Origin of the sequence: Streptomyces sp. NPDC047017 (assembly GCF_040644175.1) — a bacterium.
Classification (GTDB): Bacteria; Actinomycetota; Actinomycetes; order Streptomycetales; family Streptomycetaceae; genus Streptomyces.
This window is the reverse complement of the sequence record NZ_JBEYVW010000012.1, coordinates 36,302-56,855: the sequence shown is the minus strand read 5'-3', so window position 1 is coordinate 56,855 and position 20,554 is coordinate 36,302. Positions and strand designations below refer to the sequence as shown.

Below are 20,554 nucleotides of genomic sequence, written 5' to 3'. Positions count from 1 at the left end.
TAAGAGGTGTCTGGACAGAACGTGCCCGCACAGAAGGTGTCTGCACAGAACGAGAAGATCGTCGAGGCTCTCCGGGCGTCCTTGAAGGAGACCGAGCGGCTGCGCGAGCAGAACCGCAGGCTGACGGCCTCCGCCCACGAGCCGATCGCGATCGTCGGCATGGCCTGCCGCTACCCCGGCGGGGTCGACTCGCCGGACGGCCTGTGGCGGCTGCTGGCCGCCGGCGGCGACGCCATCAGCCGGTTCCCCGAGGACCGCGGCTGGGACACCGAGGGTCTGTACGACCCCGATCCCGACGCGGCCGGCCGGACCTACTCGGTCGAGGGCGGATTCCTGGAGCGGGCCGCCGAGTTCGACCCCGGCTTCTTCGGGATCAGCCCGCGCGAGGCGCTGGCCATGGACCCGCAGCACCGGCTGCTGCTCGAAACGTCGTGGGAGGCGTTCGAGCGGGCCGGTATCGACCCGGCCACCGTGCGCGGCACTGCCACCGGTGTCTTCGCCGGTGTCATGTACCACGATTACAGCGAGGTCCTGGAACGCGCCACGGACGACCTGGAGGGCTTCCTCGGCGTCGGCGGCAGCATCGCCTCCGGCCGGGTGTCCTACGCGTTCGGCTTGGAGGGCCCCGCCGTCACCGTGGACACCGCGTGCTCGTCCTCGCTGGTGGCCGTGCACCTGGCCGCGCAGGCCCTGCGCAGCGGTGAGTGCACGCTCGCGCTGGCCGGTGGTGTGACGGTGATGGCCACCCCGGACACCTTCGTCGACTTCAGCCGGCAGCGCGGGCTCGCTCCCGACGGCCGCTGCAAGCCGTTCGCGGAGGCCGCGGACGGCACCGGCTGGGGCGAGGGCGTGGGCATGCTCGTTCTGGAGAAGCTGTCCGACGCCCGCCGCAACGGCCACCGCGTCCTCGCGGTCGTGCGCGGTTCCGCGATCAACCAGGACGGCGCCAGCAACGGCCTGACCGCCCCCAACGGCCCCTCCCAGCAGCGCGTGATCCGCCAGGCCCTCGCCGCCGCCCGCCTCTCGCCCGATCAGGTCGACGTGGTCGAGGCGCACGGCACCGGCACCAAGCTCGGTGACCCGATCGAGGCGCAGGCCCTGCTCGCCACCTACGGCCAGGAGCGGCAGGAGCCCCTGTGGCTCGGCTCGGTGAAGTCCAACCTCGGGCACACCCAGGCCGCCGCGGGCGTCGCCGGGATCATCAAGATGGTCCTCTCCCTGCGCAACGAGCGGCTGCCGAAGACCCTGCACGTGGACGCGCCGTCCTCGCACGTCGACTGGACCGAGGGCGCCGTCGAGCTGCTCACCGAGGCCCGGCCGTGGCGGGCGGGGGAGCGGACCCGGCGCGCCGGTGTCTCCTCCTTCGGCATCAGCGGCACCAACGCCCACGTCATCATCGAGGAGGCGCCCGCCGAGGAGACGGCGCAGGCCACCGGGCCGGCCGGAGCGCTGCCGGTGGTGCCGTGGCTCGTCTCCGGCCGTACCGCCGCCGCCGTGCGCGCCCAGGCCGCCCGCCTCCTCGACTTCGCCGCCGCCCACCCCGGGCTGGACCCCGCCGACATCGGCCGTGCCCTCGCCACCGGCCGCGCGGCCCACCCGTACCGGGCGAGCGCCGTGGCCGCCGACCGCGACGGCCTGCTGACCGCCCTGGAGGCGATCACCCGGTCCGAGACGTCCCCCGCCAGGCGCGGCCCGTCCGCGTTCCTGTTCACCGGGCAGGGCAGCCAGCGGGCGGGCATGGGACGGGAGCTGTACGACGCGTTCCCCGTGTTCGCCGCCGCCCTGGACGAGGTCTGCGCCGCCCTCGACGCGCACCTCGAACGGCCCCTGAAGGACGTCATGTTCGGGGGCGAGGGGCTGGACGAGACCGGTTACACGCAGCCCGCCCTGTTCGCTCTCGAAGTCGCCCTCTTCCGGCAGTTGGAAGCCTGGGGCGTACGGCCCGAGGTGCTGGCCGGGCACTCCATCGGTGAGCTGGCCGCCGCGCATGTGGCGGGGTTGTGGTCGCTGGAGGACGCGGCGCTGATTGTGTCGGCTCGGGGGCGGTTGATGCAGCGGCTTCCGGACGGGGGCGCGATGGCCGCCGTACAGGCCACCGAGGAGGAAGTCCTCCCGGTGCTGCCCGAAGGCACCGGTGTCGCCGCCGTCAACGGGCCCACCTCCCTCGTCGTCTCCGGTCCGGAGGCGGGTGTCGACGAGGTCGTACGGCACTTCTCCGGCACCGGCCGCAAGACGAAGAAGCTGGCCGTCAGCCACGCTTTCCACTCGCCGCTGATGGAACCGATGCTCGCGGAGTTCGAGCAGGTCGCGGCCGGGCTGACGTACCACGAGACCACGATCCCGCTCGTCTCCACCCTCACCGGGGCGGCGGTCACGTACGAGGAACTGGCCCAGCCCGCCTACTGGGTGCGCCACGTCCGCCAGGCCGTCCGTTTCGCCGACGCCCTCGCCACCCTCGACGCGCAGGGCATCGGCACCTTCCTCGAACTCGGCCCGGACGCCGTGCTCACCGCCATGGCCGACGATCCGCGCGCCCTGCCCACCCTGCGCCGCGACCGCAGCGAGCCGCAGGCCCTCGTCGAGGCGCTCGCGCGGCTGCACGGGGCCGGGGGCGAGGTGAGCTGGGCGGCGTTCTTCGCGGACGCCGCCGGGCACCACGTCGAGCTGCCCACGTACGCCTTCCAGCACGAGCGGTACTGGCCCGCCACCGCCCCGTACGCCGCGTCGGACGCCACCGGGCTCGGGCTCACCGCCGCGGGGCACCGCATCCTCGCCGGGGCCATGGAACTGCCCGACGCCGAGGGCGTCCTGTTCACCGGGCGGCTGTCGCTGACCACGCACCCGTGGCTGGCCGAGCACGCGGTCAACGGCACGGTCGTCGTGCCCGGTGCCGCCCTCGTCGAGGTCGCGGTCCGCGCCGGAGACCAGATCGGCCGCGGCACCGTACGGGACCTGACCCTGCACGCCCCGCTCGTCCTGGACGAGCGCGGCGCCCTCGCGCTGCGCGTCGGCGTGCGGCTCGGCGAGGGCGAGGGCGACGAGCCCGCCGTCACCGTGCACTCCCGCCCCGAGGGCGAGGAGGAGTGGACCCTGCACGCCGAGGGGTCGCTGTCGGCCGACACCGTCGAGACCGCCGACCTGACCGCCGCCTGGCCCCCGGCCGGCGCCGCACCCGTCGACACCACCACCCTCTACACCGACCTCGCCGCCCTCGGCCTGGAGTACGGCCCCCTCTTCCAGGGCGTCACCGCCGCCTGGCGCGCCGACGACGGCGGCACCGTCTACGCCGAGGTCGCCCTCCCGGAGGGCGCCGACACCCAGGGCTACGGCATCCACCCGGCGCTCCTCGACGCCTCCCTGCACACCATCGCCCTCTTCGACGGCGACGGCGACGAGGGCGGGAGCGGTGAGGGCGCGCGGCTGCCGTTCTCCTTCAGCGACTTCGCGCTGCACGCCGCCGGGGCGTCCGCGCTGCGGGTGCGGGTCGCCGCCCACGGCAGCGGCCACCGGATCGACCTGGCCGACCCGTCCGGCGCGCCCGTCGCCACCATCGGCGCGCTCGCCCTGCGCGCGCTGCCCACCGCGCCCGCCCGCGGACACGGGCACGACTCGCTGTTCCGGCTCGACTGGCAGAGCGTCGCCGCCGCCCGCACCGGCACGGCGTCCGCGCCGGCCGTCGCCTGCCATGTCAGCGGACCCGACCCGCTCGGCCTGGCCGATCTGATCGCGCAGGCCGGCGGCCGGCACACGACCGACGCCGACACGACCGACGCCGACACGGCCGAACTGGTCCTCGCCACCTTCGTCACCGGCGGCCCGGCCCCGCGCGAGACCGTGCACCGCGCCCTGGCCACCGTCCAGGAGTGGCTGGCCGGCGACCGGCCCGAGGGGGCCCGCCTGGTCCTGGTCACCTCGGGGGCCGTGGCCGCCGCCGCGGGCGACCGGGTGCCCGACCCGGCCGCCGCCGCCGTGGTGGGCCTGGCCCGGTCCGCGCAGTCCGAGAACCCGGGCCGCATCGTCCTGGTCGACCTGGACGCGTCCGCCGAGTCCGCCGACGCCCTGCTGCCCGCCCTGACCGGCACCGAGGAACCCCATCTCGCGCTGCGCGCCGGACAACTGCTCGCCCCCCGCCTGGTGCGCGACACCGGCGCCGAGCTGAGCCTGCCCCAGGGCGACGCGCCCTGGCGGCTCGACTTCACCCCCACCGGCACCCTGGACAGCCTCTACGTCGCCGACTTCCCCGAGGCCGCCGCGCCGCTCGCCGAAGGACAGATCCGGGTCGCGCTGCGCGCCGCCGGCGTCAACTTCCGCGATGTCATGAACGTCCTCGGGATGTACCCGGGAGACGCCGGCCGGCTCGGCCTGGAGGCGGCCGGTGTCGTCGTGGAGACCGGGCCCGGCGTGGACCGGTTCGCCGTGGGCGACCGGGTCATGGGCCTGTTCTCCGGGGCGTTCGGGCCGCTGGCCGTCGTCGACCACCGGCTGGTGTCCGCGATGCCGTCCACCTGGACGTTCGCCGAGGCCGCCGCCGCCCCCGTCGTCTACCTCACCGCGTACTACGCCCTGGTCGACCTGGCCGGGCTCGGCGCCGGGGAGTCCGTGCTGGTGCACGCCGCCGCCGGCGGTGTCGGCACGGCGGCCGTGCAGCTCGCCCGGCACCTGGGCGCCGAGGTGTACGGCACGGCCAGCCCCGCCAAGTGGGACGCCGTGCGCGCCCTCGGCGTGGACGAGGACCGCATCGCCAACTCCCGCACCCTGGAGTTCGAGCAGCACTTCCTGGAGGCCACCGGCGGGCGCGGCATGGACGTCGTGCTCGACTCGCTGGCCCGGGAGTTCGTGGACGCCTCGCTGCGGCTGCTGCCGCGCGGCGGACGGTTCGTGGAGATGGGCAAGACCGACATCCGCGACGCGGCGACGGTCGCCGCCGAGCACCCCGGCGTCGCCTACCGGGCGTTCGACGTGATGGACGCCGGACCCGACCGCATCCAGGAGATGTACGCCGCGCTGCTCGTCCTCTTCGAGAGCGGCGCGCTGCGCCCGCTGCCCGTCACCGCCTGGGACGTGCGCGAGGCCCCCGAGGCGCTGCGCGTGATGGGGCAGGCCCGGCACACCGGCAAGCTGGTGCTGACCGTGCCCGCGCCGCTGGACCCCGAGGGCACCGTCCTGGTCACCGGCGCGACCGGCGCGCTCGGCGGGCTGCTCGTACGGCATCTGGTCACCGAGTACGGCGTACGGCACCTGCTGCTGGCCGGCCGGCGCGGCGCGCGGGCCCCCGGCGCGACCGAACTCGTCGATTCAATACGGGCGTTGGGCGCCGAAGTGGAGCTGGTGGCATGCGACGCCGCCGACCGGGACGCGCTCGCCGCCGCCCTGGACGGCGTACCCGCCGCGCACCCGCTGACCGCCGTCGTGCACGTCGCCGGCGTCCTCGACGACGGCGTGCTCGGCTCCCTCACCCCAGAACGCCTCGACAAGGTCCTCGCGCCGAAGGCGGACGCCGCCCGGCACCTGCACGAGCTGACCCGGCTCGCCGACCTGTCCGCGTTCGTGCTGTTCTCCTCCGCCGCCGGCACCTTCGGCAACCCCGGGCAGGCCAACTACGCCGCCGCCAACGCCTACCTGGACTCCCTGGCCGCGCACCGCCGCGCCCAGGGCCTGCCCGCCGTCTCCCTCGGCTGGGGCCTGTGGGCCGCCGAGGGCGGCGGCATGGCCGAACAGCTCGACGAGGCCGAACGCGCCCGCATGGCCCGCTCCGGCGCCGCCGCCCTCACCGGCGACCAGGGCCTCGCCCTGTACGACACCGCGCTCGCCCTGCCGCACGCCGCGCTCGTCCCGATGCACCTGGACCTGCCCGCCTCCGCCGCGCCCGAGGAGGTGCCCGCGCTGCTGCGGGCCCTGGTGCGCACCCCGGCCCGGCGCACCGCCCGCGCCGCGCAGCGGACCGCCGACGGGAACGGGGAACTGGCCGGCCGGCTCGCCGGGCTCGGCGCCGACGAGCAGCACGCGCTGCTCCTGGACGTCGTCCGCACCCACGCCGCCGCCGTCCTCGGCCACGGCGGGCCGGAGGCCGTCGACGTCACCCAGGCGTTCAAGGACCTCGGCTTCGACTCGCTGACCGGCGTCGAGTTCCGCAACCGGCTCGCCGCCGCCTGCGGCCTGCGGCTGCCCGCCACCCTGGTCTTCGACTACCCGGCGCCCGAACTGCTCGCCGGCCACCTGCGCGAGGAACTCCTCGGCTCGCTGCCCGCCGCCACGACCGGCGCCACCACGGCCGTCGGCGCCGACGAGCCGATCGCGATCGTCTCCATGGCCTGCCGCTTCCCCGGCGGGGTCCGCTCGCCCGAGGACCTGTGGCGGCTGCTGGCCACCGGCGGCGACGCCATGGGCGCCATGCCCGGCGACCGCGGCTGGGACATCGACGCCGTCGTCGACCCGTCCGGTGAGCGGCCCGGCACCAGCTACACCGACCAGGGCGGCTTCCTCCCGGACGCACCCCTGTTCGACGCCGCGTTCTTCGGCATCAGCCCCCGCGAGGCCCTCGCCATGGACCCGCAGCAGCGGCTCCTGCTGGAGACCTCCTGGGAGGCGCTGGAGCGCGGCGGCCTCGACCCGCACACCCTGCGCGGCAGCAGCACCGGCGTGTTCGCCGGCCTGATCTACCACGACTACGGCAACGGCGCCGGCTACAGCCACCTGCCCGACGGCGTCGAGGGCTTCCTCGGCACCGGCACCTCCGGCGGTGTCGCCTCCGGCCGCATCTCCTACGTCCTCGGCCTCGAAGGCCCCGCCGTCACCGTGGACACCGCCTGCTCCTCGTCGCTGGTCGCCCTGCACATGGCCGTCCAGGCACTCCAGCGCGGCGAGTGCGACCTCGCGCTGGCCGGCGGTGTCACCGTGATGGCCACCCCGGACACCTTCGTCGACTTCAGCCGGCAGCGCGGCCTGGCCGCCGACGGCCGCTGCAAGGCGTTCGCGGAGTCCGCCGACGGCACCGGCTGGGCCGAGGGCGTCGGCATGGTCCTCGTCGAGCGGCTGTCCGACGCGCGGCGCCACGGCCACGACGTCCTCGCCGTGGTCCGCGCCAGCGCCCTCAACCAGGACGGCGCCAGCAACGGCCTCACCGCCCCCAACGGCCCCTCCCAGCAGCGCGTCATCCGCCAGGCGCTGACCACCGCCGGGCTCGCCGCCGCCGACGTGGACGCCGTCGAGGCGCATGGCACCGGCACGAAGCTCGGTGACCCGATCGAGGCACAGGCCCTGCTCGCCACCTACGGCCAGGACCGCCCCGAGGACCGGCCGCTGTGGCTGGGCTCGGTCAAGTCCAACCTCGGCCACACCCAGGCCGCCGCGGGCATCGCCGGCGTCATCAAGATGGTCGAGGCCCTCGGCCACGAGGAACTGCCCGCGACCCTGCACGTGGACGAGCCCAGCTCGCACATCGACTGGGAGGCCGGCGCCGTACGCCTGCTCACCGAGGCCCGGCCCTGGCCGCGCCGGGAGGCGGCACCGCGCCGCGCCGGAGTCTCCGCGTTCGGCTTCAGCGGCACCAACGCCCACGTCATCCTGGAGGAAGCCCCCGCCCCGGCCGCCGCTCCGGAAGCGGCGTCCGACCCGGCCGCCACCGGCCCCGTGCCGTGGCTGCTGACCGCCCGCACCCCCGAGGCGCTGCGCGCCCAGGCCCGCCGCCTGCACGACCAGCTCGCCGCGGGCACCAGCACCGGCGCGGGCGGGAGCGCACCGGACGCCGCCGCCCTCGGCCGGATCGGCCACTCCCTGGCCACCACCCGCACCCCCTTCGAGTACCGGGCCGTCCTCGTCGGCGACGACGGCGACCAGTTCCTCCAGGGCCTGTCCGGCCTCGCCGAGGGCGTCCCCGCCGCCGGTGTCGAGGAAGGGCTAGCCGGGCCGGTCGGCAAGACCGTGTTCGTCTTCCCCGGCCAGGGCTCCCAGTGGCTGGGCATGGCCCGCGACCTCATGGACACCTCCGAGGTGTTCCGGGCCCGTCTCGAAGAGTGCGCCGCCGCCGTCGACGCGTTCACCGACTGGTCGCTCCTCGACGTGCTGCGCGGCGCCGAGGACGCCGCCTCCCTGGACCGCGTCGACGTCGTCCAGCCCGCCCTGTGGGCGGTCATGGTCTCGCTGGCCGCCGTGTGGGAGTCCCTCGGGATCGTGCCGTCCGCCGTCGTCGGCCACTCCCAGGGCGAGATCGCCGCGGCCTGCGTCGCCGGCGCGCTCAGCGTCGAGGACGCCGCCCGCGTGGTCGCCCTGCGCAGCCGCGCCCTGGTCAAGCTGGCCGGCACCGGCGGCATGGTGTCCGTGCCGCTGCCCGCCGCCCGCGTCGAGGACCTGCTGGAGCGGTGGCCCGGACAGATCTCCGTGGCCGCCGTCAACGGCCCCGCCTCCACCGTCGTCTCCGGCGACCCGGACGCCCTCGACGCCCTCCTCGCCAGTTGCGAGAGCGACGGCGTACGCGCCCGGCGCATCCCCGTCGACTACGCCTCCCACTCCGCGCACGTGGAGTCCCTGCGCGAGGAACTGGAGGAACTGCTCGCCCCCGTACGCCCCCGCGCCGGCCGCGTCCCGCTGCACTCCACCCTGGAGGACCGGCTGATCGACGGGCACGAGATGGACGCCTCCTACTGGCACCGCAACCTGCGTCACACCGTCCGCTTCGAACCCGCCGTGCGCGCCCTGGCCGGCAGCGGCCACACCGTGTTCGTCGAGTGCAGCCCGCACCCCGTGCTGACCGTCGGCCTCACCGACACCCTCGCCGACGCGGGCGCCGACACGGCCGTCGTCACCGGCACCCTGCGCCGCGACGACGGCGGCACCGCCCGCGTCCTGACCAGCCTCGGCCGGCTCGTCGCGCACGGCGTACGCCCCGACTGGGACGCCGTGTTCGCGGGCCGCGCCACCGGACGCGCGGCGCTGCCGACCTACCCGTTCCAGGGCGAGCGGTACTGGCTGGAGCCCACCGCGGCCACCGGCGACCCGGCCGCGGTCGGCCAGCGCGACGCCGGGCACCCGCTGCTCGGCGCGGCCGTCGCCCTGCCCGGCGACGGCGGGCTCGTCCTGACCGGACGGCTCTCCGCCACCGCGCAGCCCTGGCTCACCGACCACGCCGTCGGCTCCACCGTCGTCGTACCGGGCACCGCCCTGCTGGAACTGGCGGTCCGGGCCGGCGACGAGACCGGCCACCCGTACCTGGCCGACCTCACCCTGGAAGCACCCCTCGTCCTGCCCGACCGCACCGACGTGCACCTGCGCGTCGTCGTCTCCGCGAACGGCGGCACCGACGACGAGCGCGCCGTCACCGTGCACTCCAGGGCCGCCGACGCGGCCCCCGACGAGCCGTGGACCCGGCACGCCACCGGCCTGCTCACCGCCGGGCCCGCCCCGGCCGGCGAGCACCTGGCGGCCTGGCCGCCGGCCGGCGCCGAGAGCGTCGACACCGCACAGCTCTACGCCGGCCTGGGGGCCCTCGGCCTCGACTACGGGCCCGCCTTCCGCGGCCTGCGCTCCGCCTGGCGCGCCGACGACGCCCTGTACGCCGAGGTCGCCCTGCCCCTGGAGACCGCCGCGCAGGCCCCCCTGTTCGGCCTGCACCCGGCGCTGCTCGACTCCGCGCTGCACGCCATCGCGCTCGGCGGGTTCCTGGAGGCCGGCGACGGCGGCCCGTGGCTGCCGTTCACGTGGTCCGGGGTGACCCTGCACAGCGCCGGGGCCACCGCGCTGCGGGTCAGGATCGCCGCCGCGGGCGAGGGCGCCGTGTCCGTCACCGTCTGCGACACCGCGGGCGTGCCGGTCGCCACCGTCGAGTCGCTGGGGCTGCGGCAACTGCCCGCCGACGCGCTGGCCCGGCTGTCCCGGGCGAGCGGCAACCCGTTCCGCGACACCCTCTTCCACGTCGAGTGGACGGCCCTGCCCGCCCCCGAGACCGGCGAAGTGCCCGACGACTGGGCGGTGTTCGGTGACGACCCGCTCTTCCCCGGCCTGCCGGAGATCTTCAGCACCGAGGAACTCGACGGCGGCGTCGGCACCGTCCTGGCCCCCGTGCACTGGCAGTCCACCGTGGACGACGCCGTGATGCAGACCCTCGGTGACCTCCAGGTGTGGCTGTCCGACCCGCGCACCGACACCGCCCGCCTGGTCGTCGTCACCCGCGGCGCCGTCTCCACCGCGCCCGGCGAGGACATCGCCGACCTCGCGCAGGCATCCGTGCACGGCCTGGTCCGCACCGCGCAGACCGAGAGCCCCGACCGGATCGTCCTCGCCGACATCGGCACCGAGGTCCCCTCCCGCGCCCTGCTGGCCGCCGCCCTCGCCACCGGCGAACCCGAGTTCGCGCTGCGCGACGGCGAGATCCGGGTGCCCCGCCTGGCCCGTACGGAGGCCGCAGACGCCCCCGGGACCACCGAGCCCGGCGAGGGTGTCGAAGGCGCTGAGGGTGCCGCCGAGCACACCTGGGCGCCCGACGGCACCGTACTGATCACCGGCGGCACCGGCGGACTCGGCGCCCTCGTCGCCCGCCACCTCGCCGGCCGGCACGGCGTACGCCGCCTGGTCCTGGCCGGCCGCCGCGGCCCCGACACCCCCGGCGCGACCGAACTCGCCGCCGAACTGGGCGAGTCGGGCACCGAGGTCACCGTCGAGGCGTGCGACATCACCGACCGCGACGCGCTCGCCGCGCTCCTCGCCCGGCACACCCCGCGCGCGATCGTGCACGCCGCCGGCGTCCTCGACGACGCCACCCTGGGCCGGCTCACCCCGGAGAAACTGGAAGCGGTCCTCGCGCCCAAGGCCGTCGCCGCCCAGCACCTGCACGAGCTGACCGCCGGCAGCGACCTGGACGCCTTCGTCCTGTTCTCCTCCTCGGCGGGCGTCCTCGGCAACGCCGGACAGGGCAACTACGCCGCCGCCAACGCCTACCTGGACGGCCTCGCCGCCCACCGGCGCGCGAGCGGCCTGCCCGCCACCTCGCTGTCCTGGGGCCTGTGGGCCGAGCCCAGCGGCATGACCGGCCACCTCGACACCGCCGACCTCGGCCGCCTAGCCCGCTCCGGCGTCCGCCCGCTCGACCCCGAACAGGGCCTCGCCCTGCTGGACGCGGCCCTCGGCGCGTACGGCCACGACCACCCGCACCTCGTACCGATCGGCCTGAACACGGCCTCGCTGCGCGGCGCGGGCGACGGCGCACCCGTCCCGCACCTGTACCGCGGCCTGGTCCGCACCCAGGCCCGGCCCACCGCGCAGGGCACCGCCCCCGTGGCCACCGCCGCGGACGGCGCCGGCGGCCCCGGCGAGGCCCTGCGCACCCGCCTGGCCGCCCTGCCCGCCGACGGCCGGGAGACGGCACTGCTCGACCTCGTCCAGTCCTACGCCGCCGCCGTGCTCGGCTTCGCCGGGCCCTCGGCGGTCGGCGCCACCCGCTCCTTCAAGGAACTCGGCTTCGACTCGCTGACCGCCGTCGAGTTCCGCAACCGGCTCACCGCCGCCACCGGCATCCGGCTCTCCGCCACCGCCGTCTTCGACCACCCGACCCCGCTCGCCCTGGCCCGCCTGCTCCTGGCCGAACTGGCCCCCGAGCAGAGCGACCCGGTCGACGGCGTCCTGGCCGAACTCGACCGCCTGGAGAGCCACCTGCCGGACGCCTCGCTCGACGACGAGGCGCACCGGGCCGTCACGGCCCGCCTGGAAGACCTGCTCGCCCGTTTCAAGAGCATGCGCACCGCGCACGCCGACGGCACGGACGACGTGGGCGCACGACTGCAGGACGCCTCGTCCGACGAGGTCCTGGCCTTCATCACGGACGAACTCGGCATCTAGGCACCGGCGGCACCGGCAGGTACCGGCAGGCCCCCGCGGGGGTTCCGGCAGGTACCCGCCGGAACCTGCCGGTACCCGCGGGCCGAACACGTCGCACGAGGGGATCAGAGGGGAAGTAGGGAAGAAATGGCTGACGAGAAACAGCTGGTCGACACATTGAAGCGGGTCGCAGCCGACTTGCACGACACCCGTCGGCGGCTGCGCGAGGCCGAGGAGAGGGAACACGAGCCGATCGCGATCGTCGGCATGGCCTGCCGCTTCCCCGGCGGCGTCACCTCGCCCGAGGACCTGTGGGCCATGCTCGACGCCGGCCGCGACGGCATGTCCCCCTTCCCCCGCGACCGCGGCTGGAACCTGGAGCAGCTCGCCGCCAGCGACGGCCACGACGACACCGGCAGGCGCGCCGGGTTCCTCCAGGACGCCGCCGGGTTCGACCCCGAGTTCTTCGGCATCAGCCCCCGCGAGGCGCTCGCCATGGACCCGCAGCAGCGGGTCCTCCTGGAGACCTCCTGGGAGGCCCTGGAACGCGCGGGCATCGACCCGCACACCCTGTCCGGCACCCGCACCGCCGTCTACGCCGGCGTCAGCAGCAACGACTACCTGCGCGGCCTGACCCGGATGCCCGACTCCATCGCCGGCCACATGATGACCGGCGTCGCCGCCAGCGTCCTGTCAGGCCGTGTCTCCTACGCGCTCGGCCTGGAGGGCCCCTCCCTCACCATCGACACCGCCTGCTCGTCGTCCCTGGTCGCGGTGCACCTCGCCGCCCAGGCACTGCGCGGCGGTGAGTGCTCGCTCGCCTTGGCCGGCGGCGTCACGGTCATGGGCTCCGCCGGTACGTTCCTGGAGTTCAGCCGCGCCGACGGCCTCTCCCGGGACGGCCGTTGCAAGGCGTTCGCGGACGCCGCCGACGGTACGGGCCTGTCCGAGGGCGTCGGCGTCCTCGTCCTGGAGAAGCTGTCCGACGCCCGCCGAGGCGGCCACCGCGTGCTGGCGGTCGTCCGGGGCTCGGCCGTCAACCAGGACGGCGCGAGCAACGGCCTCACCGCCCCCAACGGCCCCTCCCAGCAGCGGGTCATCAAGCAGGCCCTGGCCGCCGCCCGGCTCTCACCCCAGCAGGTGGACGCGGTCGAGGCGCACGGCACCGGCACGAAACTCGGCGACCCGATCGAGGCGCAGGCCCTCCTCGCCACCTACGGCCAGGACCGCGCCGCCGACACCCCCCTGTGGCTCGGCTCCATCAAGTCCAACCTCGGCCACACCCAGGGCGCCGCCGGCATGGCGGGCGTCATCAAGACCGTCCTCGCCCTGCGCCACGAACGGCTCCCCCAGACCCTCGGCGTGGACGCCCCCTCCGCACACGTCGACTGGACGGCGGGCGCCGTCGAACTGCTCACCGAGGCCCGTCCGTGGCCGGCCGGGGAGCGGACCCGGCGCGCCGGTGTCTCCTCCTTCGGCATCAGCGGCACGAACGCCCATGTGATCGTGGAGGAGGCTCCGGCGGACGAGCCGGCGCAGCCGCGGGAAACTCCGGCAGCCGCCGGCGCGCCGCTGCCGGTGGTGCCCTGGATCGTCTCCGCGACCGGCGAGGACGCCGTCCGCGCCCAGGCCGCCCGCCTCCTGGCCCACGCCCGCTCCCACCCGCACCTCGACCTCGCGGACACCGGCCACTCCCTGCTCACCCGCCGCTCCGCCCTCCCCTACCGCGCCGCCGTCGTCGCCGGCGACCGTGACGCCATGCTGACCGGCCTGGAAGCCGTCGCGGAGGGCGCCCGCCTGCCCGGCATCGGCCACGGCCCCCTCGCGTTCCTGTTCACGGGGCAGGGGAGCCAGCGGGCGGGAATGGGACGGGAGTTGTACGAGGCGTTCCCGGTGTTCGCCGCCGCGCTGGACGAGGTCTGCGCCGCCCTCGACGCGCATCTCGAACGGCCCCTGAAGGACGTCATGTTCGGGGGTGAGGGCCTGGACGAGACCGGTTGCACGCAGCCCGCCCTGTTCGCCCTGGAAGTGGCTCTGTTCCGGTTGTTGGAGGCGTGGGGTGTACGCGCCGATGTGCTGGCCGGGCACTCGATCGGTGAACTGGCCGCCGCGCATGTGGCGGGGTTGTGGTCGCTCGAAGACGCCGCGCTGATCGTGTCGGCCCGGGGGCGGCTGATGCAGCGGCTTCCGGCCGGGGGCGCGATGGCCGCCGTACAGGCCACCGAGGAAGAAGTCCTCCCCGTCCTGCCGGAAGGTACGGGAATCGCCGCTGTGAACGGGCCGACGTCCGTGGTCGTCTCGGGCCCGGAGGCGGGTGTCGATGAGGTCGTACGGCACTTCGCGGACGCCGGTCGCAAGACCAAGAAGCTGACCGTCAGCCACGCTTTCCACTCGCCGCTGATGGAGCCGATGCTCGCGGAGTTCGAGCAGGTCGCGGCCGGGCTGACGTACCACGAGACCACGATTCCGCTCGTGTCGACGCTGACGGGCGAGGCGGTCACGTACGAGGATCTCGCCCAGCCCTCCTACTGGGTCCGGCACGTCCGTCAGGCCGTACGTTTCGCCGACGCCGTCGCCACCCTCGACGCGCAGGGCATCGGCACCTTCCTCGAACTCGGCCCGGACGCCGTCCTCACCGCCATGGCCGACGACCCCCGCGCGCTCCCCACCCTCCGCCGCGACCGCACCGAACCCCAAGCCCTCGTGGAAGCCCTCACCCGACTGCCCTCAGTGGACTGGGCGGCGTACTTCGGTCCTGGCCGACAGCCGGTGGACCTGCCCACCTACGCCTTCCAGCACCGCCCCTACTGGTTCCGCAGCAACTCGGTGGGGTCGGGGGAGCCCGGTGACTTCGGGCTCGCACCGGTCGGGCACCCGCTGTTCGGAGCGACGGTAGAACTCCCGGATACGGAAGGTGCGTTGTTCACCGGTCGGTTGTCGTTGGCCACGCATCCGTGGCTGGCGGAGCACGCGGTGAGCGGGACGGTCATCGTGCCGGGTGCCGCACTGGTGGAGATCGCGGTGCGGGCCGGTGACGAGGTCGGGCGCGGGACCGTACGCGACCTCACCCTGCACGCTCCGCTGGTCGTGCCGGAGAGCGGCGCGGTCGCCCTGCGGGTGCGGGTGGGTGAGGGCGACGAGCCCGCCGTCACCGTGCACTCCCGACCGGCGGGCGAGGGGGAGTGGACCCTGCACGCCGAGGGCTCGCTGACGGCCGACACCGTCGAGTCCGCCGACCTCACCGCCTGGCCCCCGCCCGGCGCCGCCCCCCTGGACACCGAGCATCTCTACGCCGCCCTCGCCGCCCTGGGCCTCGACTACGGTCCCCTCTTCCAGGGGCTGACGCGCGCCTGGCGGGACGGGGACGCCGTATGCGCCGAGGTCGCCCTGCCCGAGGACGCCGAGAGCGACGGCTACGGCATCCACCCGGCCCTGCTGGACGCGGCCCTGCACGCCGTGGCCGCCGGGGAACTGCTGCCCGCGCCCGAACCCGGCTCGGCCTGGCTGCCGTTCTCCTGGTCGGACGTCACCCTGCACGCGGCGGGCGCCCGCACGCTGCGCGTCCGGGTGGCCGCGACCACCCCCGGTTCCGTCACCCTCGACGCCGCCGACCCGGACGGGCGGCCCGTCCTGTCGGTCGGCACCCTCGCCCTGCGCCCGGTGCCGGTGACCTCCGGCGCGGGCCGGCCGGGCACGGGAGACGCGGCGTACGGAGTCGACTGGACCACCGTGGCGACGGCGGATACCGGCAGTACCGGCGAGCCGCTGCCGCTGCCCGGGCCCGGTGCCGTACTGCCGCTGCCCGTGGCGGGCTGGTCCGCGCTGGTCGCCCCGGCCGGCGGCCTGCCCGCCGAGACCGCGACGGCTGTCCTCGAAGGGCTCCAGGAGTGGCTGGAGGGGACCGGGGCCGCGCCGGACGAGCGGCTGCTCGTCGTCACCCGGGGCGCCGTGGCCACCGCGCCCGGCGAGGACGTCACCGAACTCGGCCAGGCCGCCGTCACCGGGCTCCTCCGCGCGGCCCGGACCGAGTACCCCGGGCGGCTGCTGCTCCTGGACCTCGACACCGACGAACTGCCCGCCGCCGCCCTCACCGCCGACGAGGACGAACTCGCCCTGCGCGGCGGCACGTTGCTCGCCCCCCGGCTGGTGCGCGGCACGACCGCCGCCGAGCCGGAACCGGCCTGGCCCACCACCGGCACCGTCCTGGTCACCGGCGGCACCGGCGGCCTCGGCGCACTCGTCGCCCGCCATCTGGTCACCGCCCACGGCGTCCGCGGCCTGCTGCTCGCCGGCCGCCGCGGCCCCGACGCCCCCGGCGCCGCCGAACTCGCCGCCGAGCTGCGCGCGTCGGGCGCCGAGGTCACCGTCGCCGCCTGCGACGTCGCCGACCGGGACGCGCTCGCCGCACTGCTCGCCGCACATCCCGGCATCAAGGCGGTCGTGCACACGGCGGGTGTCGTCGACGACGCGACCGTGGCCCGGCTCACCCCCAAACAGCTCCGCCGCGTCCTCGCCCCCAAGGCCGACGCCGCCCGCCACCTCCACGAACTCACCGGCGACCTCGACGCGTTCGTGTTGTTCTCCTCCGCCGCCGGTGTGCTGGGCGGCGGCGGCCAGGCCAACTACGCCGCCGCCAACGCCTGCCTGGACGCCCTCGCCGCCCACCGCCGCGCCCACGGGCAGCCCGCGGTCTCCCTGGCCTGGGGCCTGTGGGACCCGGCCACCGGCGGCATGGGCGCCGACCTCACCGCCACCGACCTGGAGCGGATGGCCCGCACCGGAGTACGCCCCCTCGCCGCGGAAGCGGGCCTCGCCCTGCTCGACGCCGCCGTCGCCGGTCCCGACGCGCTCACCGTGGCCGTACGGTTCGACGTGCCCGCGCTGGCCCGTTCCCTCAGCGGGGGCGTACCGGGGCTGCTGCGCTCCCTGGTCCGCGTCCCCGCCCGCCGTACCGCCGCCGGAGCACCGGGCGGCGCGGGCGGCGGGGGCGGAGACGTGCTGCGCGAGCGGATCGCGGCGCTGGGGGACCGGGACGAGCGGACCGCTTTCCTGCTCGACCTCGTGCGCCGGCACGTCCGTAGCGTCCTCGGCTTCCCCGCCGGGCAGGGGGTCGAGGCCGAGAAGCCGTTCAAGGACTTCGGCTTCGACTCGCTGACCGCCGTCGAGTTCCGCAACGCGCTCGCCGCCGAGACCGGCGTACGGCTGCCCGCCACCCTCGTCTTCGACCACCCCACCCCGCACGAACTCGCCGCCCACCTGCACAAGGAACTGGCGCCCGCCGACGACGACCCCGCCACCGCCCTGCTGCGCGGCCTCGACCACCTCGAACCCCTCATCGGCACCCGGGAGCTGGACCAGCTGACCCGGACCCGGATCACCGTACGGCTACAGGCCCTGCTGGCCCGCTGGCAGGACACGGACCCGCAGCCGGCGGCGGACCAGGCGGCCGGTGACCTGGCAGAGGCATCCGACGACGAACTCTTCGCCCTCCTCGACGGCGAGACCGGGAGCTGAACGACCATGGCAGCAGCCACAGGCATCACCGCGGCCACCACCGCAGCACCGGGAGACCGCGAGCAGAAGCTGCGGGACTACCTGAAGAAGGCCACCGCCGACCTGATGCAGGCCCGCCGGCGCATCGAGGACCTGGAGTCCCGCACCCGCGAGCCCATCGCCATCGTCGGCATGGCCTGCCGCTACCCGGGCGGCGTCGCCTCCCCCGACGACCTGTGGCGGCTCGTCGCCGCCGGCGGCGACGGCATGCGCGGCTTCCCCGACGACCGCGGCTGGGACACCGGCAACCTGTACGACCCCGACCCGAACGCCCTCGGCAAGAGCTACGCCAAGGAAGGCGGCTTCCTCGACGCGGCGGGCGAGTTCGACGCCGCGTTCTTCGGGATCAGCCCGCGCGAGGCGCTCGCCATGGACCCGCAGCAGCGGCTGCTCCTGGAGACCTCCTGGGAGGCGTTCGAGCACGCCGGAATCGACCCGGCCGTCGCGCGCGGCACCCGTACCGGCGTGTACGCGGGCGTCATGTACCACGACTACGGCTCGGACCGCGCCGCCCTGCCCGACGGCGTCGAGGGCTTCCTCGGCACCGGCACCGCGGGCAGCGTCCTGTCCGGCCGGATCGCCTACTGCCTGGGCCTGACCGGGCCCGCCGTCACCGTCGACACCGCCTGCTCGTCCTCGCTGGTCACCCTGCACCTGGCCGCGCAGGCCCTGCGCGCGGGGGAGTGCTCACTCGCCCTGGCCGGCGGTGTCACCGTCATGGCCACCCCGGACACGTTCATCGACTTCAGCCGGCAGCGGGGCCTCGCCCCCGACGGCCGCTGCAAGCCGTTCGCCCGGGCCGCCGACGGCACCGGCTGGTCCGAGGGCGTCGGCGTCCTCCTCCTGGAGCGCCTTTCCGACGCCCGCCGCAACGGCCACCGCGTCCTGGCCGTCGTGCGCGGCTCCGCCATCAACCAGGACGGCGCCAGCAACGGCCTCACCGCGCCCAGCGGCCCCTCCCAGCAGCAGGTCGTCCTCGACGCGCTCGCCTCGGCCGGCCTGTCCACCGACGACGTCGACGCCGTCGAGGCGCACGGCACCGGAACCGTCCTCGGCGACCCCATCGAGGCCCAGGCGCTGCTGGCCACCTACGGCCAGGGCCGCTCCCCGGACGCCCCGCTGCTGCTCGGCTCCGTCAAGTCCAACCTCGGCCACACCCAGGCGGCGGCGGGCGCGGCCGGTGTCATCAAGATGGTGCAGGCGCTGCGCGCGGGCGTCCTGCCGCGCTCCCTGCACATCGACGCGCCCTCCCCGCACGTCGACTGGTCGGCCGGCGCCGTGGAACTCCTCACCGAGAACCGCCCCTGGCCCGCAGGCGACCGCCCGCGCCGGGCCGCCGTCTCCGCGTTCGGCATCAGCGGCACCAACGTCCACGTCATCATCGAGGAGGCGCCCGCCGCGGAACCGGCCGCGGCGGCCGCCGCGGCCGGTCCGCTGCCGGTGATCCCGTGGACCCTCTCCGGCCGCACCCCCGCGGCCGTCCGCGCCCAGGCCGCCCGCCTCCTCGCCCACGCCCGCTCCCACCCCGGCCTCGACCCCGCCGACATCGGCCACTCCCTCGCCACCCGCCGTACCTCCTTCCCGCACCGCACGGGCGCCGTCGCCACCGACCGCGACACCCTCCTCGCCGGCCTGGAGGCCATCACCGAGGGCAAGGTGACGCCTTCGGCGGCCGGCGGTTCGCTGGCGTTCCTGTTCACGGGGCAGGGCAGCCAGCGGGCGGGGATGGGACGGGAGCTGTACGAGGCGTTCCCGGTGTTCGCGGGGGCGTTGGACGAGGTGTGCGCTGCCCTCGACGCGCATCTCGAACGGCCGTTGAAGGACGTCATGTTCGGGGGTGAGGGGCTGGACGAGACGGGCTATACGCAGCCCGCGCTCTTCGCCCTCGAAGTCGCCCTCTTCCGGTTGTTGGAGGCGTGGGGGGTACGGCCGGATGTGCTGGCCGGGCACTCCATCGGTGAGCTGGCCGCCGCGCATGTGGCGGGGTTGTGGTCCCTCGAAGACGCGGCCCTGATCGTCTCGGCGCGGGGGCGGCTGATGCAGCGGCTTCCGGGCGGGGGCGCCATGGCCGCCGTACGGGCGACGGAGGAGGAAGTCCTGCCGGTGCTGCCGGACGGGACGGGCATCGCCGCCGTCAACGGGCCTATGTCTGTTGTCGTCTCCGGCCCCGAGGCGGGTGTCGACGAGGTGGTACGGCACTTCGCGGCCACGGGTCGCAAGACCAAGAAGCTCGCCGTCAGCCACGCTTTCCACTCGCCGCTGATGGAGCCGATGCTCGCGGAGTTCGAGCAGGTCGCGGCGGGACTGACGTACCACGAGACCACGATTCCGCTCGTGTCGACGCTGACGGGCGAGGCGGTCCTGTACGAGGAACTGTCCCAGCCCTCGTACTGGGTGCAGCACGTCCGCCAGGCCGTACGTTTCGCCGACGCCGTGGCGACGCTGGACGCGCAGGGTGTGGGCACCTTCCTGGAGCTGGGCCCGGACGCCGTGCTCACCGCCATGGCCGACGACCCGCGCGCGCTGCCCACCCTCCGCCGCGACCGCACCGAGCCGCAGGCACTCGTGGAGGCCCTGACCCGGCTGCCCTCCGTGGACTGGGCGGCGTACTTCGGTCCTGGCCGGCGGCCGGTGGACCTGCCCACCTACGCCTTCCAGCACCAGCACTACTGGCTCGCGTCGGCGGGGCGGGCGGCCGGTGGAGGCGTGACGCAGGGGGTGGTGCTCCCGGAGGCCGGGCGGCCGGCGGACGAGGACGAGCGGGAATCGCTGCTGACGGCGTTGCGGGCGGCCGACGAGGCCGGGCGGACCGTGCTGCTCGGGCAACTGGTGCGCGACGCCACCGCGGCGGTGCTCGGGCACACCGGCGCGGACGACGCCATCGGGTCGGACAGCGATTTCCTGGACCTGGGATTCACCTCGCTGCTCGCGGTCGAATTCCGGGACCGGCTCACCGCCGCACTGGGCCTCAAGCTGCCCGCCGCGGTGATCTACGAATACGGAACACCGGAAGAACTCGTCGAATACCTGACCGAAGAACTCGACGACGTACTGGAGGGTGCCGCCCCCTAGGGGGCGCTAGGGGTAGCCATAGGGGCTCTCAGCGGGCATGCCCACTTCTAGCATCGAGACACCCGGCACAACCAGCGCGATCCCAAGTCGAGAACTCGACAGACAAGTCAGGAAGGGGCAGCCG

At 75.4% G+C, this 20,554-nt stretch carries 3 protein-coding genes; all 3 read left to right on the top strand.

All coding sequences use genetic code 11. The features are described from left to right. Window positions 1-36: 36 nt before the first annotated feature. The 3 genes from ABZ858_RS20730 to ABZ858_RS20720 all read left to right on the top strand — a co-directional run bounded on the left by ABZ858_RS20730 (window position 37) and on the right by ABZ858_RS20720 (window position 20,430). The gene (locus ABZ858_RS20730) at window positions 37-11,826 is read left to right on the top strand and encodes an SDR family NAD(P)-dependent oxidoreductase (protein WP_361380309.1); all 11,790 of its coding nucleotides are present in this window, start codon (window positions 37-39) and stop codon (window positions 11,824-11,826) included. 126 nt (window positions 11,827-11,952) lie between these two features. Next, entirely contained in the window at window positions 11,953-17,319 is a 5,367-nt protein-coding gene (locus tag ABZ858_RS20725; protein ID WP_361380306.1) for an SDR family NAD(P)-dependent oxidoreductase, read from the top strand. A 6-nt stretch (window positions 17,320-17,325) separates the two neighbouring features. Beyond that, window positions 17,326-20,430, top strand: coding sequence for a beta-ketoacyl synthase N-terminal-like domain-containing protein (locus ABZ858_RS20720; RefSeq protein WP_361380303.1), 3,105 nt, complete (start codon window positions 17,326-17,328; stop codon window positions 20,428-20,430). Window positions 20,431-20,554 lie beyond the last annotated feature (124 nt).